This window comes from Pseudoalteromonas rubra (assembly GCF_000967655.1).
GTDB classification, from domain to species: domain Bacteria; phylum Pseudomonadota; class Gammaproteobacteria; order Enterobacterales; family Alteromonadaceae; genus Pseudoalteromonas; species Pseudoalteromonas rubra_A.
The window spans coordinates 140626-161353 of the sequence record NZ_JXYA01000006.1; the positions used below are offsets into that span (position 1 = coordinate 140626).

The following is a 20728-nucleotide window of genomic DNA, read 5'->3' on the forward strand; positions in this document are numbered from 1 at the left end:
GATATATGATTAATAAGGAATAATAAAGTTGGCTTAGATTATGCTCCTGTCATGCTAACAACACTGAGTAAGACCACTGCCAAGGAGCAAACCATGACACAAGCGACTTCAACAACCACCCTGATGACACGCATCTCTGCGCTTGTACTGTGTGTGCTTGGCACTGGCTGCACACTCAGCCCCGATTACGATGAGGACGATTTCTATGGCATGCCACACGCCACAGGTACTCAGTTCAACCAGTCACACTCGGTGTTTGCATCACGTTTAAGCTGCACCGACGCCGACAACTTTGCAGCGGCGGCGAACTTTCGGGTTGACCAACCTATTCCACTGGCAGCGCCGGGCCTGAGCCCCAATGAATCAAGCTACCGAGGCGCATTCGGTGCAGCACCGTTAAGCCCGGGCGATCTTATTCAGGTCAGAATGGAGTACGGCGAAGGCTTTAACGGCGACTATGTACTGGACAGCTCAGGCGCACTGACATTACCTGTGATTGAACCCATCTACGCCGCTGGATTAACCACCAAAGCCCTGGCGCAAAAAGTGGAGCTGGCGCTTATTCGTGCCAAAATCTTCCGTGCTCAGACGCTGGATGTCACTGTTAAAGTCAAAACCTGGGCCGCCATTGAAGTGCCTGTCTCAGGCGCGGTCTTTTCGCCGGGCCGGGTTACCATCAATGCCAAGTTACCGGAACAGCTGTTAGACCAGCAGGTGGCGGCGTCGGGCGACCACTCAAAACAGCGCCTGCTGTCAGAAGCGATTCGGGCTGCGGCCGGTGTCCGCCCCGATGCCAAACTGGATCAGGTGATCCTGGTTCGCCAGGGCTGGCGCATCGAAGCGGATCTGACCGGCATTATGACCGGCCAGCCAGTCAAAGATCATGTCCTCATTGCCGGCGATCAGGTGATAGTGCCCAGCACTGGCTGTTTTCAGCCCAACCTGGTAAAGCCGTCGCAGATCACGCCAAAAGGCTTCCGGGTATTTATGTCTAACCTGATTGACTCGTCAATGAGTAATGCCAATGCCGCCATTGGCCGCTTCTCAAGTAATCTGCCTTACGGCACCCGATTGTTACAGGCCGCTATTTCTGCCAACTGTGTGGGTGGTAAAGAATATACCAATGCACCGCGTCGCATTGTGCTGGTCAGCAACCACCCGCTGACCGGCAAAACCCAGGTGATAGAGCGCTCGGTAGAAGAGCTAATGCGTAAGTCTTATCGTGACCACATTAACCCTTATGTGATGCCGAACGATGCCATCGCCTGCTATGATTCAGATATCACCAATCTACGTGATATCGCCCGGACGCTGTTAGATATCGTTTCACCCTTCTCTTTGCTGAGTAAGGAGGACTCATGAACACGCAACTTCAGGTAACCACGCCCTATTCACGCTTCAGGGCCGCGATTTACCGTACCCTGCGCAAGCCCTATCTGGTAACTTGCCTGGTAAGCTACGCGATTATTTTACTGCTGGTATTTACCTACCTGCAGCAGCCAGCTAAATACCGCAGCGATCTGGATATGGTGTTGCCCGGCACCGGCGCCAACAGCAATGTCTCGCTTGATGAAGTGGGCCAGGTGGTGTCATCCACCAGTGCACCGTTTGGCAAAGGGTATAACCCCAGAGTCAATTACAAAGAAATGCTGATGAGTAAAAACCTCATCGACAATGCGGCAAGTTCAATGGGCATGTCGGCTAAAGAATTTGGCCGCCCTAAAGTGCGCCTGACTGAGCAAACCTCAATTTTAAATATTGAGATCTCCGGTGCCAGTCCGCGTATTGCCGAGAAAAAAGCTTGGGCTTTGTACAACGCATTGCAGGACCAGCTTGACCACCTGCGTGCCGACGAAGTACAGCGTCGCGATGCCAGCATCAAATCTGTGCTGGACCAGTACCGAGAGCGCCTTAATCTCACCCGCAGTAACATCACGGACTTTCAGCAGCGCTCTTTGCTGATCAGCCGCGACCAGCTTGACCAGCAAATGCGCACCTTGTCTAACCTTAAAGAGCAGGTGGCCATCGTTAAAGCCGAAATTGGCCGTGCGGAGTATTTTGTTAGCCAGCTCAGTGTTGACTTAGGGGTATCGCCCTCCATGGCGGGCCAGGCCTTTGTACTGCAATCGGATGGAGAGTTCAGAGCTTACCTGTCTGAGCTGGACAAAAGCGCCGCCCAGCTGAGCGAATACCGGTCTCGCTGGGATGATGGTCATCCTATGGTAAAAGCCGAGCTGGCACGCTTTGAGCAGTCGAAAATGGCGCTCAGAACCCGCTCAGAAGGCCTGGTTGGGATCAATGCGGCTCACGCGTTTCACACCACAGATCTCGCCTCTAACCCCAATCGCGCGCAATTGTTTGCCGATCTTATCAGCGCCTTTGCAGCTAAAAAAGGCTCGGAAGCAAAACTGGTTGAGCTGGAAAACGAAGTACAGCTGCTGAATGAAAAGCTGAAAGTCTACGCCAGAGAAGCGGCAGAGCTGGAACGTCTGGAGCGTGAGTTTGATTTGGCCAAAGCCGTATTCACCTCAGCCGTGGCACGCCTCGAAGCCGGTAAAGCGGATATTTTTGCCTCTTATCCGGTGATCCAGTTAATGTCGCCACCGTCTTTGCCCACCAGCGCGTCCTCTCCCAAAAAAGCCATTGCCGTTGCCGCGGCGCTGGCCGCGATGATTTTCTTATCAATGGGCGTGTTAATGATCAACAAACGTCGGGTGATTATCTCGGCGGTGATGAAACAACCCAACTAGCGGAGGCCGGCATGCTATTCACTGCCTATCTACCCTTTAAGGACAAGCGCTTTATCAGCACAGAAGAAAAGCTGGTCTGGGCAGGTCTGGTACTTACCTACCCCACTTTTATGCTGGGCATGTTGTATGTAATGGGCTCCATCATTGGCTGGCTGATTTTTATGGTGGTGTTGATGCGCTGCTACCTGGATTTAAATGCCAAGCCCCGGCCGCTGTCGCCGATGATCTGGATGTGGATAGTCGCTATGTTACTGATGCTGGTGGCTTTGCTGATCGCCCACAGCGACTGGTCTTTGGGCGTTGGGCAAACCATAAAATCGACCATTGGCTGGATGAAAGGCTGGGCGCTGCTGGCAATTTTCCCTGTGATTGCCGCCTTGGCAAAAATTCGCAAAGAGGTGGTGATCCGTGGAGTCTGCATTATTGCCATTCACACGCTGATCTTCTCACTGATCTCCATAGCCTTCTATGTGGTTAAGCTACCGGGTGATATCTTCCTGTCGCCGCTGAAAGTAATTGGGGGGCCAGGGGAGAGCTTTTTTATGGTCAGTTTTTACGGCATTAATCCCGAAACAGGTGCCGGACGCTGGCGCTTCTTTACCCCCTGGGCACCGGCTGCCGGCTTTATGGCCTGTATCTACCTGGTGTTTTGTCTGCAAGAAAAAAACGCCCGTGTTCGTCGCTGGGCCATCGCAGGCTGCTGGGCCATGCTGATCTTGTCACAATCACGCGCCGGTATCGCTATTTTCATTATGTTGTTTCCGCTGGTGCTGTTCAGCGACAAGTTTAAGGAGCCCTGGATGTTGCTGCTGATCGGTATCACCATCCCGCTGATTTTACTGCTGGGCGAGCCCATTTATAATGCGGTGATGGATTCCTACGAGGCGGTAAAACAACAACGCCCGGGCTCTACCCGGGTGCGCAAAGCGCTGGCCAATATTGCCATTCAGCGCTGGCAGGCTGAAGCGCCCATCTGGGGGCACGGCATTGTTGAGCGCGGCCCTAAAATGGTGGAATTTATGCCCATCGGCTCGCACCACAGCTGGTATGGGCTGTTGTTTGTCAAAGGCCTTGTCGGGGCAGTGGCGCTGGCCATTCCTATGCTGGTATCGAGTGTTTATTTGCTGTGGGCGTCGCAGGATTCTAAAACTGCACAGACCGCTTTGTGCCTGATGGCGGTGCTGATCTGCTACAGTTTCTTTGAGAACTTAGAGATTTTATCGTATCTCTACTGGCCAGCCTTATTGTGGTTTGGCTTTGCATTTAGCAATAAGCGCTCGTCAATGGCCACATAGCGGGTGGCCGCGCGCTTGAGCGAGTTGGCAGTCAGCTGGGGCACCCCGTACACCTCGACCTCACAGTTATGACGGCTTTGAATACGCTCGGCCAGCAAGTCAAAGTCACCATCCCCGGTCAGTAACACCACCACATCACAATGAGGCGCGCACTCCATGGCATCCAGAGTGATCCCCACATCCCAGTCACACTTGGCGGAGCCATCCGCTCTTTGAATATAGGGTTTTTGTTTTACCTCAAAGCCGATGGCTCTGAGAATATTCTGAAACTGTTGTTGCTTAGGCGCATTGGGCTCGCTGGAATACGCCAAAGCCCGGTATAAAGTGCGGTCTTTAAGCACTTGCTGCCAAAAGCCGTTGTAATCGAAGCTTCTGCCATAGGCCTGGCGAGTGGTGTAGTAAATATTCTGGACATCGACCAGAATGGCGATTTTTTTCATGGTATTACGGACCTTTTTTTGTTTGTGGAGAAGGCCGCGTACCACACAGAGTGTGAATGAACGCATGAATGCCCTGGTGGTAAAAGTGGCAATCACTATATCACAGAACCCAGACGATGCGGGTCATAAATAAGACGTTAAAAATTCACACCGTTTACACTTTTAATACACCTATTCCCCGGATAATCCCGCATTTCGTTCAAATACCAAGGAAACCAACATGACATTGAATCTGCGGGTACTGTCGCTCAGTGTGTTACTGGCAGCAGGTCAGGCGCACGCCCACACCGAAGGGCTGGCAGTCCACCCCTATTTGCAATCGGCCACCCCCACCAGCATCTGGATCAAATGGGAAACCAGCAGTGGTGATGAGTCCATTGTTGAATGGGGCACCACGGAACAGCTGGGCCAGCAAGCCAGCGGCTCCAGCGAAACGGGTTATCTGCTGAGCCGCATTCACGAAGTTCAGCTCACTAACCTGGCACCCGATACTGTGTATTTCTACCGGGTGAGAACGGGTGATACTTACAGCCATGTTCATAAATTCAGAACCCCGCCGCTGGCCTCTGCCGAGAAGCGCAGTCGCATTCTGGCAATCAGTGATATGCAACGCGACTCCAGTAACCCGGGTAAGTTCAGCGAAATCATTAATCAAGGCGTGTTACCTTATGTGCAACAGGCACTGGGGCTCGAATTGCACGATGGTTTGAATATGACCCTGATCCCCGGCGACTTAGTCGACAATGGCCAGGATTACAACAGCTGGCGCACCAGCTTCTTTTCACCCATTGCGGCGCTGGCCAGCTCAGTGCCGCTGTACCCGGCTCCTGGCAACCATGAGCGTGATACGCCCACTTACTTTAAATACTTCCGCCTGCCGGAAAACGGTACGCCGGGCTATGAAGAGCACTGGTGGTATCAGGATCATTCCAATATTCGAGTGCTGTCGCTCGACACCAATACCAATTACCGCATTGATGAACAGCTCGTCTGGCTGGACAAGGTACTGGCCGAAACCTGCCTGCGTGCGCAAACCGATTTTGTCTTTGCCCAGATGCACCACCCGCATAAATCAGAAATGTGGATAGCCGGCGAGACCGACTACAGCGGTAAAATTGTAGAACGCCTGGAGGCCTTTTCAACGCGCTGCAACAAACCGAGTATTCACTTTTTTGGTCACACACATGCCTATTCACGCGGCACCAGCCGGGATCACAATCACACCATGGTGAATGTGGCCTCCGCCGGGGGCAACCTGGATTATTTTGGTGAGTTTGCCCAGCGCGACTATACCGAGTTTTCGGTCAGTGAAGACGAATACGGCTTTGTGGTGGTCGATGTTACAGCAGGTGACGACCCGACCTTTGAGCTCAAGCGTATTTCAATGGGCGATGAGCAGGTGCCACTAAACAGCCAAATCAAGGACACCCTGACGGTAAGATTAAATAACACCGCACCGTTTACCCCTGAAATACTCGCGCCCACAGGACAAATCCCGGCCAGCTGTGGCAACGCAGTCGCCACCTTATTTGCCGATCCCGACAAAGACCTGTTTGGCGCTGCTCACTGGCAACTCAGTAACCACTGTGACGATTTCAGCCAGCCGCTGCTGGATACCTGGTATCAACATGAAAACATCTGGGACGGCGTTGATACGCGAGCCGGGCTGGCACCCAACCGCTTTGCACTCGGTGAGCTGGCACCCGGCACTCAATACTGTGTGCGCATGCGTATGCGGGACCGCTCACTGGCCTGGAGTGACTGGTCACAGCCACACCCATTTACCACCACAAACAGCACACATCTGACCGATAACCTGCTGCAAAACCCCGGTGCAGAGCTGGGTACCGACAGCTGGCAAGGAGCTGGACCGCTGGAAAGCCTGACAGATAAAGCCTGTGGTTCCGTTTCTCCTTATCAGGGAGAACGCTTCTTTGCCGTCGGGGGCGTGTGTGACAATGAAACCAAAAGTGGCCGCGCATATCAGCGTGTTGATGTCAGCAACTGGGCAACCAGCATAGACAATGGCACGCTCAAAGCCCTGTACGCAGGCTGGCTGCGCAGCTGGGGTGGCAGCGATATCCCTGCTTTTGCGCTCGAATTTCGCGATGCAGATCTGGCGCTGTTGAGCACGGCCACCGAGGTCAGAGGCGCTGCGGCCAGCTGGCAACGCTATGCTAAGGAAACGGCGCTACCAGCTAATACCCGTTACATTGATTTTGTACTGACGGGCTTGCGTACCAGCGGCACCGACAACGACAGCTATTTTGACAACTTAGCACTGAGGCTTGCCGAGCAAAGTGACTGTGCCACAGTGTTAGACAGAGGGCCAGATGGCGTGGCAGAAGAGTATATTACCCAGCAACCGGGCAATTCAGGCAATCTACTACAAAACCCGGGCGCAGAAGCCGGTATTCAGGGCTGGAGCGGCACCGGCCCGGTGGAGTCTTTAACACATAAACAATGTGACTCTATTCCCCCAGCAACGGGTGAGCGGTTTTTCGCCGTTGGCGGTGTCTGCAATGGAGAGTCGGCTCAGGGCCAGGTAGGCCAAACAATCTCGGTGCAGCACTACAGTCGTTTAATTGCAGCGGGCCGGGTTAGCGCCCGTTATGGTGGCCAACTGCGTAACTACAGCGGTAAGGATATCCCCGCACTACAACTGCGCTACCAGGATAACCGTGGTCAGCTACTGGGTGAAAGTGAAAAACTCAGCACCACAGCGGCACAGTGGACAACGCTATCCGGGCAAACACAACTGCCCAAAGGCACGGCCTACATCGAGTTTATTCTGCTGGGAACACGTAATCACGGCAGCGATAACGACAGCTATTTTGATGACTTAATATTGCAAATACTGGTAGATTAACCCAAGCGCCGCCGAGTCCATCGGCGGCATCTTGAACTTTTCGCATCATGACACTTTTTTGATTGTTTTTTACACTCACTCGGTCCTATATCTGATACATTCAAACTGCACAAAGAACAACCAAGTTAGATTCCCCTACTGATATAACATAAAAAAGGATGTGTTTATGGAACAAGACAAAAAGCAGTCAGATATAAACCACGATGTCACTTCCAGACGTCAATTTCTCAAATCGTCCCTGGCAATTGGTGGTGCAATGGGTGCCGCCCCCTTAATGCTCAGCCATTCTGCCGCCGCCCACTCGCAGTATGATCAGTACCATAAAGTGTTTGCCGACGACCCCAGATATGATTCTATGCTGACGGGCTCTAACCTGCGGTTTCCCAACCAACCTGGTTATATCGCCGTGTGCAGTTCTGCTTATGAAGTTTATATGGCAGCCAGAGAAGCCATCGCAAACGACCATCGCATCACTGTGCGCTCTGGCGGTCACTGCTATGAAGGGTTTGTGGTGAATGACGAGGGTGTCGTTATCGATCTCAGTAATATGGATCGCATCTATCTCAGCGATGGTCACTATGTCGTCGAGGCGGGCGCCTCGTTAGGGCATACCTACAAAACCCTGTTTAAGGAATTTGGCGTGATCATGCCTGGTGGTTCCTGCTTTGGCGTGGGCGTTGGTGGCCATGTTTGTGGTGGCGGGTTTGGTATTCATTCCCGGCAATATGGCCTGAGTAGCGATTATCTGGTTGGTGTGGAGCTTATCACTTTTAACGAGTGGGGCGGGCAGGCCAATTATCCGCGCACCTACTTTAAAGGCCAGTCGGCAATCGCAGATGAGATTGTCTGGGCACACCAGGGCGGAGGGGGCGGTAACTTTGGGATAGTCACTAAGTACTTTTTCAGAGACTTGCCCCAAGTACCTGAGTCTCTGCACTTACAGGAAATCGCCCTGCCCTGGCACTTATTTGATTATGAGCAGTTTGCCAGCTTGCTACGCAACTATGGTGAGTTCTGGCAACAGCATAACGGCCCGCACAGCCGCTTTAACGCGCTGCATTCATCAATGGCCATTCCTAACTCAGTGGGCGGCAGCGGTGAAATTCGACTCTCTCTTTATTGTAGCGGCGACCCCAATCTGATTGATGAGTTTATCGATGCCCTGTTCACCCCCGAACAACTTCAGGATGCTAAAAAAGGCTTACGCACCACCAATCATATGGGCTTGCAAGAGCAGGAGAACGCTCCGCAGCGACCGGTACCGCCGGGCAGTTATTTCAGCATGCCCTGGTGGTATGGCACCCAGTATGGCGCGGGCACTTTAGTGGGAGCCCGGGGCAAAAATAAATCCGCATACATGAAACAACCATTTCCGGAGGCGCAAATACAAACGCTCTGGCAGACACTACGCCATGGCGACTATCTAAGCCCCGCCGGAATGCTGCAATTGTCCTCTTATGGCGGGCAGATAAACGCCCTGTCAGAATCCGATACCGCCGTGGCACATCGTGATTCGATCATGAAATTGCAATATCAAACCTTTTGGTTTGAGGCCGTGCAGGACCCTTATCATATTGGCTGGATCAATGGCTTTTATCATGCCATGTATGGCGCACAAGGCCCGGTGCCCGATGAGGTCATGGATGGCTGTTATGTCAATTATGCCGATGTCGATATCCCTAACTGGCAGCATTTATACTACAAACATAACTACAGCAGGCTTAAACAAGTGAAGCGTAGGCTGGATCCGCATAACCGACTTCATCATGCCCAGTCGGTGGAGGTGTAGTTTAATAAATATGAGGCCATATATGGCCTCATGTCCGATGGGATTATTGTGCCTGAGCCATATAATCCAGCGTAAACTCGGTCAACGCCCGCGTGCCGAATTTAAATGCCGATTCATCAGCAATAAAGTAGGGAGAATGGTTGCTGGCCGCCTCTCTTGGGTCGCTCCCCTTGGCTGTGCCACCTAAAAACACGAATAACCCGGGCACTTCCATAGCATAGAATGAAAAGTCTTCAGCGCCGGTCACCTTAGGCATTTCAATCATGCCCTGTGCGCCGAATACCTTCTCCAGGGTGGGTAACATTTGCGCGGTCAGAGCCGGGTCGTTCACCGTCACCGGATAACCCTCTATGATCTTTACATCAGCCTTATTGCCGGACGCCAGTGCAATATGCTCGGCGGTATGGGTGATCTTTGCAAAGATCTGCGCACGGTTGTCCATATCAAAATTACGTATGGTGCCGACCATATTTACCTCTTCGGGAATGATGTTGTTACGCACCCCTCCGGCAATTTTGCCGAACGAAACTATCGCCGGCTCTTTGGTAATATTAATCTGACGACTAACGATGTGGTTTACCCCAGACACTATCTGCGCCGCAGCGGCAATTGGGTCGGCGCCGGCCCAGGGCGTCGAGCCGTGAGTTTGCTCTCCTTTCACACTGATCTCAAAGCGATCAGCACTGGCCATGGTTGGGCCACTGCGATATCCAAGCTGACCCACATTGAGCTTAGAAGTAATGTGCAAACCAAACGCCACATCGGGCTGGTACTTTTTAAAGATCCCTTCTTTGAGCATTAACTCCGCACCGCCCTCTTCGCCTTCAGGTGCACCTTCTTCGGCAGGCTGGAAGACAAACATCACATTGCCCGCGAGCTCATCACGCATGCCCGCCAGCACCTCAGCCGCGCCCATCAACATGGCCACATGGGTATCATGACCACAGGCATGCATAATACCCACATCCACCCCCCGGTAATTGGTGGTTTTGGTCGATCTAAACGGCAGGTCATTCTTCTCGGTCACCGGTAGCGCATCCATATCGGCTCGCAGCATCACGGTTGGCCCGGGCTTAGCCCCTTTGAGCATGCCCACAACACCGGTATACGCGATCCCGGTTTCCACTTCCATTCTCAGTGCTTTGAGGTGTTTAGCCACTTTAGCTGCGGTGCGCACCTCACGATTTCCCAGCTCAGGATTTTGGTGAATATCCCGGCGCCACTCAATCACTTTAGGCTCCACCTGCTTAAGTAAACTGGCATGATCCGCCGCCTGAGCACCTATAGTCACGGCTCCCAGAATCGATGCCAAACTCAGACTCAGTATAGATTTGTTCATACCCCTTCCTCTTATATTTGTTATTAGTCGTCAAACAAAATAACAGACAAAGTTATTAGAGAAAGGGATTTGCGACAGAGCCGGGATGGCTGCGGTGAGCTAAACTGAACAGGCAAGGTAGCCATAGAGCAAGGATTGGATAATGAATATAGTAGCTGATGACCGTGAACAAGCGTCTGGAATACTCGAATTACTCTCTACCAGTCAGTCCGTCAACCTGATAAGAAAGCGCCTGACTGTAGGCGACTACCTGATCGATGACTGGCTGATTATAGAACGCAAACAACTCAGAGATCTGCTGATTTCCATCATTGATGGCAGGCTGTTTAGCCAGGCGCAACGGCTCTCTGACTCAGGTTTTCAGCCACTCCTAATCATTGAAGGCAACGCCGCTGATATCCGGGACAGCACTATGGATAGGCGAGCAGTGCTAGGCGCGCTGGCCAGCATAGGACTGATTTATGCCATAACAACACTCAGAACGCACAATCAACAAGAAACGGTAAAGCTTATGCAATATGCTGCGCAGCAGCGCCGCCGTTTAAACTCTGATGTATTGCCGCGCAAGGGTTTTAGGCCAAAAACATATATGAGAAAACAGCTTTACCTGCTGCAAGGCCTGCCAAATGTCGGCCCAAAACTGGCCAAAAGACTGCTACACCATTTTGGCTCAATTGAAGCCGTATTTAATGCCACCCAGTCCCAGTTAATGGCTGTTGACGGCATAGGCGCAGATACCGCCAAAGCCATTCGGACTATTTTAACGACACCCTTTCTCTAAGATGACAAAAATTTTATTGCCAATATTTTTGACAAAAAAATTATTGTCACTACACTTTGACTATAAATATTTTGTCAGGAGATATTATGGCGGGTCAGGTGGTTCGGGGTGATAAATATTTCCCCAGAGAAACAGATCAAAATAAGCTGTTGCGGCGGCTCAGAGACGGGAGTCATTTGCTGGTCCTTGCCCCGCGGCGTGTCGGTAAAACGTCTATGCTGTTTTACCTGCAAGACAACCCACCAGATGGCTACGTGTTTCTCTATAATATTGTACAATCCTGTGCAACTGAACATGAATACTACAAACAGATCATAGATAATCTGTTCCGCTCCGAATTTACCGACCAACTGAGTAGCCTTTTTAAATGGGGCAAAGATCAAATTGACAAGTTTCGCAGCAGCATTACCGGCGTATCAGTCGGCGCCACGGGTATCGAGTTTGATCATCAGGACCGTCAGCTCACTCACCGAGATCTCAGCGCCGCCCTCAATGCACTGACACTGGACAAAAAACTGGTGCTTATCATTGACGAGTTCCCGGATGTTGTTGAGAAAATCTATAACCAGCAAGATCACAAAAGCGCGGAGTCATTTTTATCTGGTTGTCGTGAGTTGTGGTCAGAGCAAAGGCTAAACCAACATGTGCAGTTTGTGCTGACAGGCTCAATTGGGCTGGACACGCTGGTGAGCAAAATGGCACTGTCAGATCTCATCAATGTGCTCATCCCGGTGTCTATTGCGCCACTAAGCCAGGCTCAGGGCCGCGAGTTTATCAACACGCTCAACCATCGTGAACTGGAGCCCATCCAGATTGATGCCACAGCACAGGATTATCTACTCGACAAGGTTGGCTGGCTGATGCCCTATTACATCGAGATCCTGTGGATGCAGCTGGTTGATGTGTATTTTGATGAAGGACTGGACTCTGTCAGCCCGGCAAATATTGACGCTGCTTACAACAAGCTGTTTTCGATACAGTATCAATCTCACTTTAATCACTGGGCAGAACGGCTAAACCGTTTTGCAGACAGCGAAAAAGCACTGGCAAGTGACGTATTAACAGCGATGTGTGAGCATGCACAGCTGCCAGGCTCACACTTGTTTAACCTCTCGCAGGCAAGCCAGTATCAGCAAACCAATTGCCAATACGTGATCGACTGTCTGATCCACGATGGTTATATTTTTATCAATCAGGCGCAGTGTTATCAGTTCACCTCGCCCATGCTCAAAGAATGGTGGGGGCGCTATGCAACTCGACGACTATAAAGAAGGCGTAAAGCTATACAACGCACAAAATGCATCAGACCAGTTCATTAAGACGCACTTTGTGATCCGCCTGAAAGAATACAAAAAAATCTGGCGTGCCATTGCCAGCACCAACAAAGAGGTACCCGAGCAAAATTACCTGATCCAGGGCGTGCGCGGCGCCGGTAAAACCACCCTGCTGCGACGCCTTGCCATAGAGCTTGCACACAGTGACGCGCTGAACACCTGGTTACTACCAGTCACCTTTAAAGAAGAAGAATACGGGATCAGCTCTTTGTTTACACTTTGGGAGCGCGTTGCTGAAGAGCTGGAAGAGCATTATCACGACCAGTTTGCAGGGCTGCTGGATGGGCTGGATGCCATTGCAGGTCAGGATCCAGACCCTAAAGCCGCGATTCAGTTGCTGAGTGACCGGCTCAAAAAGCAAGACAAACGGGTTGTGTTATTTATTGATAACCTGGTGGAACTATTCGAGAACTTTAATCGCAAAGAGACAGAAATACTCAGGGAAGTGCTTACCACCAATCCTTATTTCAGGCTGATAGGTGGCTCAGCAGTCAGCCTGGAAGCTTTTTACGATCACCAGGCCCCCTTTTATCAGTTCTTTGAAGTGATCAATTTAGCCGGATTAGACAAGCCAGATACCGAGGCGCTGTTACGGGCACTGGCCAGTCACAGTGGCGAACGTGAAGAACAAAGGTTGCTGGCTATCCTTGAGCAAGAGCCGCAGCGCATTGAATCTATCCGGCGCTTAACGGGCGGAATTCCGCGCACGCTGGTTATTTTGTTTAATATTCTGATGGAAGGGGCCAACGGCCAGACCTATGCACTGCTGGAAGAAACCATAGACCGCACCACACCGCTTTATAAACACCGTATGGACGACCTGGCACCGCAGCAAAAACCCATAGTCAACGCTATCGCACTGCACTGGGATGCCATTTCAGCCAAGGAGATAGCCGAAAAAACCCGCCTGCCCAGCAAAAATATCTCGGCCCAGCTCAGCCAGCTGGAGAAAAACTGGGTCATCGAGAAAATCAAAACCGATGGCAAAAATAATCTGTATCGTATTAAGGAGCGCTTTTTTAATATCTGGTATCTGATGCGCTACGGCAGACGCCGGGACAAAAACCGGGTCCTATGGCTGACGCGCTTTATGGAAGTCTGGTGCGTCGGCGACGAGCTAAAGCACCGCAGCCAGTCTTTTCTTGCGCAACTCACGGGCCCGTGCCATCCCCAAGCTACACTGACCTTTGCCAATGCATTGCTGTGCAGTGACCAGCTTGAGCACACAGACAAACAACAAATTCTTGAGCAAACTCAGCAGTATCTGAGCGGTGCGGGACACACCGCGCTGAGTAAAGAGCTGATAGATATCACAGATGTACAAGGTGATAAAAACAAACAGATCCTGATTGAGTGGCTACAAAGTGACGAACCGGCAGATATGACAGAAGCAGTTAAAAAGGCTGTTAGTGCTCTTTCTGTTTCGAGCATTTTACAGATCGCCATAGCCAAGGATGAAGAAATTAAATCGAGTAAACTACTCTCGCTCGCCGAAGCGTTACAAGACAGGGACAGCGTTGCAGGGCTAACTGTCAAAGGCTTTGCCTACTTTAACCCGGACCAAGCTGCTGATGCAGAGATGGTATTTCGGCAAATCGCAGACAGAGAACCTGAAAATACATGTGCAGCAATAGGGTTGCACTGGATTTACCAAGATTCGGCTCGCTGGGATAAAGCCCTATCGGCTTTACAAGCCGCACAATCCGAACTACAAAGCATTTTTCCAGGCTACTATCACAGATGTATGGGAGAAATATTTTATCAACTAAATGAATATGACCTTTCAGAACAACACTATCTATCAGCTCTGGACGCTGGGGAACCTGTATTGGGCACGTTAGGCTTTATAAACATGTACAAAGCAAACTTCTCACAGGCAATTGATTATTTCGAGCAATACCTGAGCAACGATAAGAAGCATGTGATTTATACGATGCTGGCACTGTGCTACTACTATCAGGCAGATACAAAGAACAAGTATACGGCTCTGCAATGCGTCAGGCAGGGAATGGAAAATAGCCCACCATTAGATTCCACTCACATTTTAATTAAAATGCTGCTGTGGAATAACCTCTTTCATGACGCAACCCAAACCATGGACACGTTGCTCAGTCAGAGTGGCGGGCTTGACAGCTTTGATGAGCCCCTGCTCACAGGTCTCTTTATTCCATTCCTAGCCAAAGGCCAGACTAATTTGGTCGAGCGCTGGTTCGAGCAATACGGACTGAAAGAACGCTTTAAGCCCATCTACTATGCCCTGATGACCTTGATGCAGGATAAATACCCGAATGAGGTATTAAAAATGGGCGACGAACTTAAAGAAACCGTTGATGAAGTGCTTGCTCAAATAGAAGATTGGTCGGTGAAATATGCTTAGGCGCGGGCATCACGAAAGTGAGTATTGGGTGCCACGCACTTCCAGATCGCTCGGGGCCTTTTCCTGTATGGTGAATGGCTATGGCGGAGCGATGTCAATTTGACAACCTCCGTACCACCCCTCCTTCGTCATACCGGCCTTGAGCCGGTATCTACTCACAGACCAAAAGCAGGCCATCTGAGTCTTTGTAGTCAAACACAACGCACAAACATGCATGTTGTGTAAGCAGAAGCACTTACAACTTAAACAACGGCTTGCCCTTGCCCCGATAGAGCCCGATGGGTGTCAGGCTGGTTTTGCCTTCTGCCACACTGAGCTGATAATAATTCTGCGTGCATTCAAATGAAAACGCGTTGTTGGCTCTGGCGATGAGTTTGCGTTTTTCGCTACTTCCTTTTTGCCCGTACAAGACGCCGTCTTCATACGTTACATGCAGGCGCGGCTGTCCGGCTGACAGGTACTCGCCGACTAAGGTTTTAGCAAAACGGTCCAATTGTGCCTCAGGCAGTGGCTTTGGTGTGATGTTCAGATGCTGCGCAACCAGATCCAGCAGCGCAGGCCCCGGATGCAGGGTATCCTGATTACTGAGCGCGGTGGCGAGCAGGTCGGCCTCTGGGAAGTAGGCGGTCATAGCGATAAACCCCGGCACGGCACCTTCATGAAAATAGCTTGGCTGTCCGGCAAGCTCAAAAGTGTAAAAGCCGTAACCATAGTTGGCGGATGAGCCATCATTGAGTGTCGCACTGGTGATCATAGCCCGATAAGAAGACAGGCTCACCACTTTGCCACCTTTCAGGCCACGGTGCCAGCGGCTCATATCGGCCAGAGTTGACTCAATTGAGCCGGCGGAGTAGATCCAGCTGCGGTCAACGTAAAAAGGCGTGATTGGTGTTCTGATCCGATCCTCAGAGCTATAACCCTGCACCTCGGCGCTGCCTGTGCCTTTGGTGAGCACCTGCGAGTGTTTCATGCCCAGTGGCGTAAAGATATGCTGTTGCAGATAGTTTTTGTAGCTCAACCCGGATACCTGCTCGATGATTTTACCTAGCAGCAGGTAGCCGGTATTGGAATAGGTATGGCCTTCACCGGAAGGGTACAATACAGGTGTCTTTACAATCTCTGTCAGGATCTGATCTAAACTACGATAGTGCGCCATTTTGGCACCAATCTCAGGGCCTTCGTTGTAATTTGGTAATCCTGCGGTATGTGACAATACCCGGTCGATAGTCAGTTTGGCATAGTCAGGGCTCAGTGACGGGAGGTATTTTCCCAGCGAGTCCTGTATTGACAGCTTTTTTCTGTCAGCCAGTTGCAAAATGGCCGCGGCCGTAAATTGCTTAGTGATGGAGCCAATCTGAAAAACCTGCTCGGTATTGAGTGGCAATTTGCGCTTGATATCAGCCAGACCCGCAGCCCCGCTGTAAATCAGCTTATTGCCCTGCTCCAGCCGCACGGCGATGCCGGGTTGTTGTGCCTGCGTATAGCACGCCAGCGTGGCGTCGAAAGCATGATTGCCTGCCTGTACACCTGTGCTCAATGCACATAAAACGATACCCGCCTGAAGCGATTTAACCGCCATAACGAATTCCTTGTGATTGTTTTTATTTTTGGTCCGGATTTACACTAACAAAATGACTGAATGGTGACAATGCGCACTGAGTTAATCGCCATTACCTTCTGTGTACGATTTTTGCTTCATTTAAGTGCAACCTATCACGTAAGGAAATGAGAGATGAAAGTAGCCGGTTTAAATACCACATACGCCCTGCCTGCAACGCAAAGCGCTACTATAGAAGCGACAAACGGCAATGCGTTGCCACAGAGCACGACACCACCGTCCAGTGCAGCCAGAGCCGTAGATATGAATCGCTTTGGTCTGAATGAGCTCAATGCATTGATCCAGGCAACGGGAGATGAGCGGCTGCTCTTCAGACTGCCCCATGATACGTTTAAGTTAGTTGATGGTGAGCTTCAGGGTTCACAAAGCACAGGGTTTTTATCGCAAATTGAGCGAGAGATTGCCTTTGAGCGCAGTATAGGCAATGACACTCAGGAGCTGGAGAGTTTTTTGGATGTATTAAAAGGCTATCAGGGCTACCCTTTGCAACCCGGCATCGACACAAGTGCGTGATGCTTAGTATGTATCCGTTACAAAAAACCCGGCCTATTTAAGCCGGGTTTTTCAGTTCAATAAGAAACAAGAATTACTTCTTCTTTACTGCCTTTTTGTTAGGCAGGTCAGTGATTGAACCTTCGAAAATCTCAGCCGCCAGGCCGATTGATTCGTTCAGCGTTGGGTGAGCGTGGATAGTCAGTGCCACGTCTTCTGCGTCTGCACCCATCTCAACTGCCAGGCCGATCTCGCCCAGCATTTCACCCGCGTTGATACCAACCATAGCACCACCGATCACGCGACCAGTCTCTTTGTCGAAGATCATCTTAGTCTGACCTTCAGTACGTGCAGAAGCTATTGCACGACCGGAAGCTGCCCACGGGAATACCGCAGTTTCAATGCTCAGACCTTGCTCTTTCGCTTCTTTCTCAGTTACACCAACCCATGCAATTTCTGGATCTGTATAAGCGATTGAAGGAATGCACTTAGGATCGAAGTAGTGTTTCTTACCAGAAATAACTTCAGCAGCAACGTGTGCTTCATGAACCGCTTTGTGCGCAAGCATAGGCTGACCTACGATGTCACCAATCGCGTAGATGTGATTTACGTTGGTCTTCATTTGCTTGTCAGTGTTGATAAAGCCGCGCTCATCAACCGCAACACCCGCTTTGTCTGCGTCAAGCAGTTTACCGTTAGGCGTACGACCAACCGCAACCAATACTTTGTCGTAACGTACCTGACCTTCTGGCGCTTGCTTGCCTTCGAAAGAAACGTAGATACCGTCTTCTTTCGCTTCAACCGCAACAACCTTAGTAGACAGCATCACGTTGAACTTGTCTTTCACGTACTTCTGGTAAATCTTGATAACGTCTTTGTCAGCCGCAGGAACCAGTTGGTCTGCAAATTCAACGACATCGATTTGTGAGCCCAGTGCACGGTACACAGTACCCATCTCAAGACCGATGATACCACCACCCAGAACAAGTAGTTTTTCTGGTACGTCTTTCAGCTCAAGTGCGCCAGTTGAATCAATGATACGCTCATCTTCTGGGATGAAAGGCAGGTTTACAGGCTGAGAGCCTGCCGCGATTATGGCGTTGTCGAAGTTTACAGTCGTTGTGCCGTCAGCACCTTCAACCGCGATAGAGTTAGAGCCGGTGAATTTACCGTAGCCGCTAACTACTTTTACTTTACGCATTTTCGCCATGCCAGACAGACCGCCTGTCAGCTGACCAATTACAGACTCTTTCCAGCTACGGATTTTGTCCAGGTCGATTTGAGGAGCACCGAAAGTTACACCGTGTGAAGCCATTTCAGCTGCGTCGTCGATTACCTTAGCCACGTGTAAAAGTGCTTTTGAAGGAATACAACCTACGTTCAAGCATACACCACCCAGGGTATCGCGAGATTCGATCAATGTAACTTCTAAACCTAGGTCTGCTGCACGGAATGCTGCAGAGTAACCACCAGGACCACCGCCTAGTACAACAACTTGAGTTTTGATTTCGTTGCTCATGTTATTACCTTAACTATTATTCGAACGGGACTCTACTCGAGTGAGTATCCGCACCCAATGTGCCTGATCATCGGCAAGCGCTGCCACCAACAACCAGAGAGAGTTTTTTGTTGCGCGAAAGTGTATCATTCGCACCCACAGATGTCCCGCCCAAATATCAGACAGGACAGTAAAAATATGACAAAACCGCACAACCTGGGGTCATGCGGTTTTGCTTTGGCTTACATTACCAGCTGACGAATGTCGCTCAGGTAATTGGCCAGAGTCACAGTAAAGCGGGCTGCCAGCGCACCGTCAATAACACGGTGGTCGTATGAGCAGCTTAGCGGCACCATCAGGCGCGGCTCAAACTCTTTACCATTCCACTTCGGCTTCATCTCAGACTTAGAGACACCTAAGATAGCCACTTCCGGTGCATTCACGATTGGCGTAAATGCCGTACCGCCAATACCACCCAGGCTTGAGATAGTGAAACAACCACCCTGCATGTCAGCCGCAGTCAGCTTACCTTCACGAGCCTTCTTAGACACGTCCATCAGCTCGCGAGACAGCTCAATGATGCCTTTCTTGTTGACGTCTTTGAAGACAGGCACAACCAGACCATTTGGCGTATCAACTGCCACACCGATGTTCACATACTTCTTCAGGATCAGGCTTTCACCGTTTTCTGAAAGTGATGAGTTAAAGGTTGGGAACTCTTCCAGTGCTTTGGCCGCTGCTTTCATCACGAATACCAATGGAGTGATCTTCACGCCCATTTTCTTCTTCTCTGCCAGCACATTCTGCTCTTTACGGAATGCTTCCAGCGTGGTGATGTCAGCTTCATCGAACTGAGTAACGTGTGGGATCTGAACCCAGTTACGGTGCAGGTTAGCGCCTGAGATCTTCTGGATACGAGAGAGTTTCTTCTCTTCTACTTCACCAAACTTGCTGAAGTCGACTTTCGGCCAAGGGATCAGACCCAGCTCGCCGCCACCTGTGCTGCCGCCTTTGCTGATCTCGCCAGACTCAACCTTACGAACCAGTTCTTTCACATAGTTCTGCACGTCTTCTTTCAGTACACGGTTCTTACGGCCCGTACCTTTAACGCGTGCCAGGTTAACACCAAACTCGCGCGCCAGACGACGTACCACTGGCGAGGCATGGGCGTAATCATCGTTGGCCACAAACTCGTCTTTCGCCGCACTTGGTGCAGGCGCTGCTGCCGGAGCCGTTTTTGCCGCTGGAGCCGGTGCAGGAGCAGACGCAGCAGGTGCTGGTGCGGCCTGAGCCGGCGCTGCCGCCGCAACGGTTTCGAATACAAAGATCAGTGAACCGGTTGATACTTTGTCGCCCGCCGCCACTTTGATTTCTTTAACAGTACCGGCAAATGGCGCAGGTACTTCCATTGACGCTTTGTCGCCTTCAACGGTGATCAAAGACTGCTCTTCTTCAACGCTGTCGCCGACTGCCACCATGATCTCAGTGACTTCAACTTCGTCACCACCGATATCCGGTACCTGTACTTCCTGCAGTGAAGGCGTGGCTTCAACCGGGGCTGCCGCTGGCGCAGTTTCTGCTGCAGCTGGTGCTGCTGCACCGGCTGTTTCAAAGACAAAAACTAAGCTGCCGGTGGCCACTTTGCCGCCAATCTCAACTTTGATTTCTTTCACTGTACCGGCAAATGGTGCTGGTACTTCCATTGATGCCTTGTCGCCTTCAACCGTGATCAAAGACTGCTCAGCTTCAACGCTGTCGCCAACTGCAACCAGAATTTCGGTGACTTCAACTTCGTCGCCGCCAATGTCTGGTACGTGGACTTCTTTCACTTCAGCAGTTGCCGGGGCAGGCGCCGCAGCAGCCGGAGCTGGGGCTGGTGCTGCCTCAGCAGCAGGCGCATCGCCCGCCGCTTCGAAGACCATGATCAGTGAACCGGTCGACACTTTGTCGCCTTCACTGATTTTGATTTCTTTAACCGTACCCGCTTGAGAAGCAGGCACTTCCATTGACGCTTTGTCGCCTTCAACGGTGATCAACGACTGCTCTTCTTCTACCGTGTCGCCAACGCTGACCAAAATCTCGGTTACTTCAACCTCATCGGCGCCAATATCTGGTACATGAATTTCGATTGCCATCACTTAGCCTC

General features: G+C 51.0%; 14 protein-coding genes. 9 read left to right on the forward strand and 5 right to left on the reverse strand.

Annotated features, from left to right (window positions below):
• Nucleotides 1-93: 93 nt before the first annotated feature.
• From TW77_RS03740 to TW77_RS03750, 3 genes are read left to right on the forward strand one after another with little or no spacing between them, the layout of a single operon-like run.
• The gene (locus TW77_RS03740) at nucleotides 94-1362 is read left to right on the forward strand and encodes a polysaccharide biosynthesis/export family protein (RefSeq protein ID WP_052713033.1); all 1269 of its coding nucleotides are present in this window, start codon (nucleotides 94-96) and stop codon (nucleotides 1360-1362) included.
• Nucleotides 1359-2750 carry a GumC family protein gene (locus TW77_RS03745; RefSeq protein ID WP_046003618.1) on the forward strand — a complete coding sequence of 464 codons (1392 nt, stop codon included), beginning with the start codon at nucleotides 1359-1361 and terminating at the stop codon, nucleotides 2748-2750. The genes TW77_RS03740 and TW77_RS03745 overlap by 4 nt, the downstream gene beginning before the upstream one ends.
• A gap of 11 nt (nucleotides 2751-2761) precedes the next feature.
• The gene (locus TW77_RS03750; RefSeq protein ID WP_046003619.1) at nucleotides 2762-4045 is read left to right on the forward strand and encodes an O-antigen ligase family protein; all 1284 of its coding nucleotides are present in this window, start codon (nucleotides 2762-2764) and stop codon (nucleotides 4043-4045) included.
• Here TW77_RS03750 and TW77_RS03755 read toward each other — a convergent pair.
• The gene (locus TW77_RS03755; protein WP_046003620.1) at nucleotides 3979-4485 is read right to left on the reverse strand and encodes an NYN domain-containing protein; all 507 of its coding nucleotides are present in this window, start codon (nucleotides 4483-4485) and stop codon (nucleotides 3979-3981) included. The genes TW77_RS03750 and TW77_RS03755 overlap by 67 nt on opposite strands.
• 220 nt (nucleotides 4486-4705) lie before the next feature.
• On the opposite strand from TW77_RS03755, the gene TW77_RS24115 reads away from it, so the two are divergent.
• Entirely contained in the window at nucleotides 4706-7354 is a 2649-nt protein-coding gene (locus TW77_RS24115; RefSeq protein WP_052713029.1) for a purple acid phosphatase family protein, read from the forward strand.
• Between the two features lie 166 nt (nucleotides 7355-7520).
• Nucleotides 7521-9143 carry an FAD-binding protein gene (locus TW77_RS03765; RefSeq protein ID WP_046003621.1) on the forward strand — a complete coding sequence of 541 codons (1623 nt, stop codon included), beginning with the start codon at nucleotides 7521-7523 and terminating at the stop codon, nucleotides 9141-9143.
• A gap of 43 nt (nucleotides 9144-9186) precedes the next feature.
• On the opposite strand, the gene TW77_RS03770 is transcribed toward TW77_RS03765, so the two are convergent.
• Nucleotides 9187-10482, reverse strand: coding sequence for an amidohydrolase (locus TW77_RS03770; protein WP_046003622.1), 1296 nt, complete (start codon nucleotides 10480-10482; stop codon nucleotides 9187-9189).
• Nucleotides 10483-10624: 142 nt separating this feature from the next.
• Between TW77_RS03770 and TW77_RS03775 the strand changes: the two genes are divergently transcribed.
• The 3 genes from TW77_RS03775 to TW77_RS03785 all read left to right on the forward strand — a co-directional run bounded on the left by TW77_RS03775 (nucleotide 10625) and on the right by TW77_RS03785 (nucleotide 14974).
• Nucleotides 10625-11263 (forward strand): ERCC4 domain-containing protein, encoded by a 639-nt coding sequence (locus tag TW77_RS03775; protein ID WP_046003623.1) that lies wholly within the window; start codon nucleotides 10625-10627, stop codon nucleotides 11261-11263.
• Nucleotides 11264-11349: 86 nt separating this feature from the next.
• Nucleotides 11350-12531, forward strand: a complete 1182-nt coding sequence (locus TW77_RS03780) for an ATP-binding protein (RefSeq protein ID WP_046003624.1) — start codon at nucleotides 11350-11352, stop codon at nucleotides 12529-12531.
• Nucleotides 12512-14974 carry an AAA family ATPase gene (locus TW77_RS03785; protein ID WP_046003625.1) on the forward strand — a complete coding sequence of 821 codons (2463 nt, stop codon included), beginning with the start codon at nucleotides 12512-12514 and terminating at the stop codon, nucleotides 14972-14974. Before TW77_RS03780 ends, TW77_RS03785 begins: the two co-directional genes overlap by 20 nt.
• Before the next feature lie 235 nt (nucleotides 14975-15209).
• On the opposite strand, the gene TW77_RS03790 is transcribed toward TW77_RS03785, so the two are convergent.
• Nucleotides 15210-16553, reverse strand: a complete 1344-nt coding sequence (locus tag TW77_RS03790; RefSeq protein ID WP_052713030.1) for a serine hydrolase domain-containing protein — start codon at nucleotides 16551-16553, stop codon at nucleotides 15210-15212.
• A gap of 153 nt (nucleotides 16554-16706) precedes the next feature.
• Here TW77_RS03790 and TW77_RS03795 point away from each other — a divergent pair, with 153 nt between their 5' ends.
• Complete coding sequence (locus TW77_RS03795) at nucleotides 16707-17105, forward strand: hypothetical protein (protein WP_046003626.1); 399 nt, start codon at nucleotides 16707-16709, stop codon at nucleotides 17103-17105.
• A gap of 73 nt (nucleotides 17106-17178) precedes the next feature.
• Here TW77_RS03795 and lpdA read toward each other — a convergent pair whose 3' ends face one another.
• Entirely contained in the window at nucleotides 17179-18603 is a 1425-nt protein-coding gene (lpdA, locus tag TW77_RS03800; protein WP_046003627.1) for a dihydrolipoyl dehydrogenase, read from the reverse strand.
• 221 nt (nucleotides 18604-18824) lie between these two features.
• Nucleotides 18825-20717: a pyruvate dehydrogenase complex dihydrolipoyllysine-residue acetyltransferase gene (gene aceF / locus TW77_RS03805; protein WP_046003628.1), complete on the reverse strand. Its 1893-nt coding sequence runs from the start codon at nucleotides 20715-20717 to the stop codon at nucleotides 18825-18827.
• Between the last annotated feature and the right edge of the window lie 11 nt (nucleotides 20718-20728).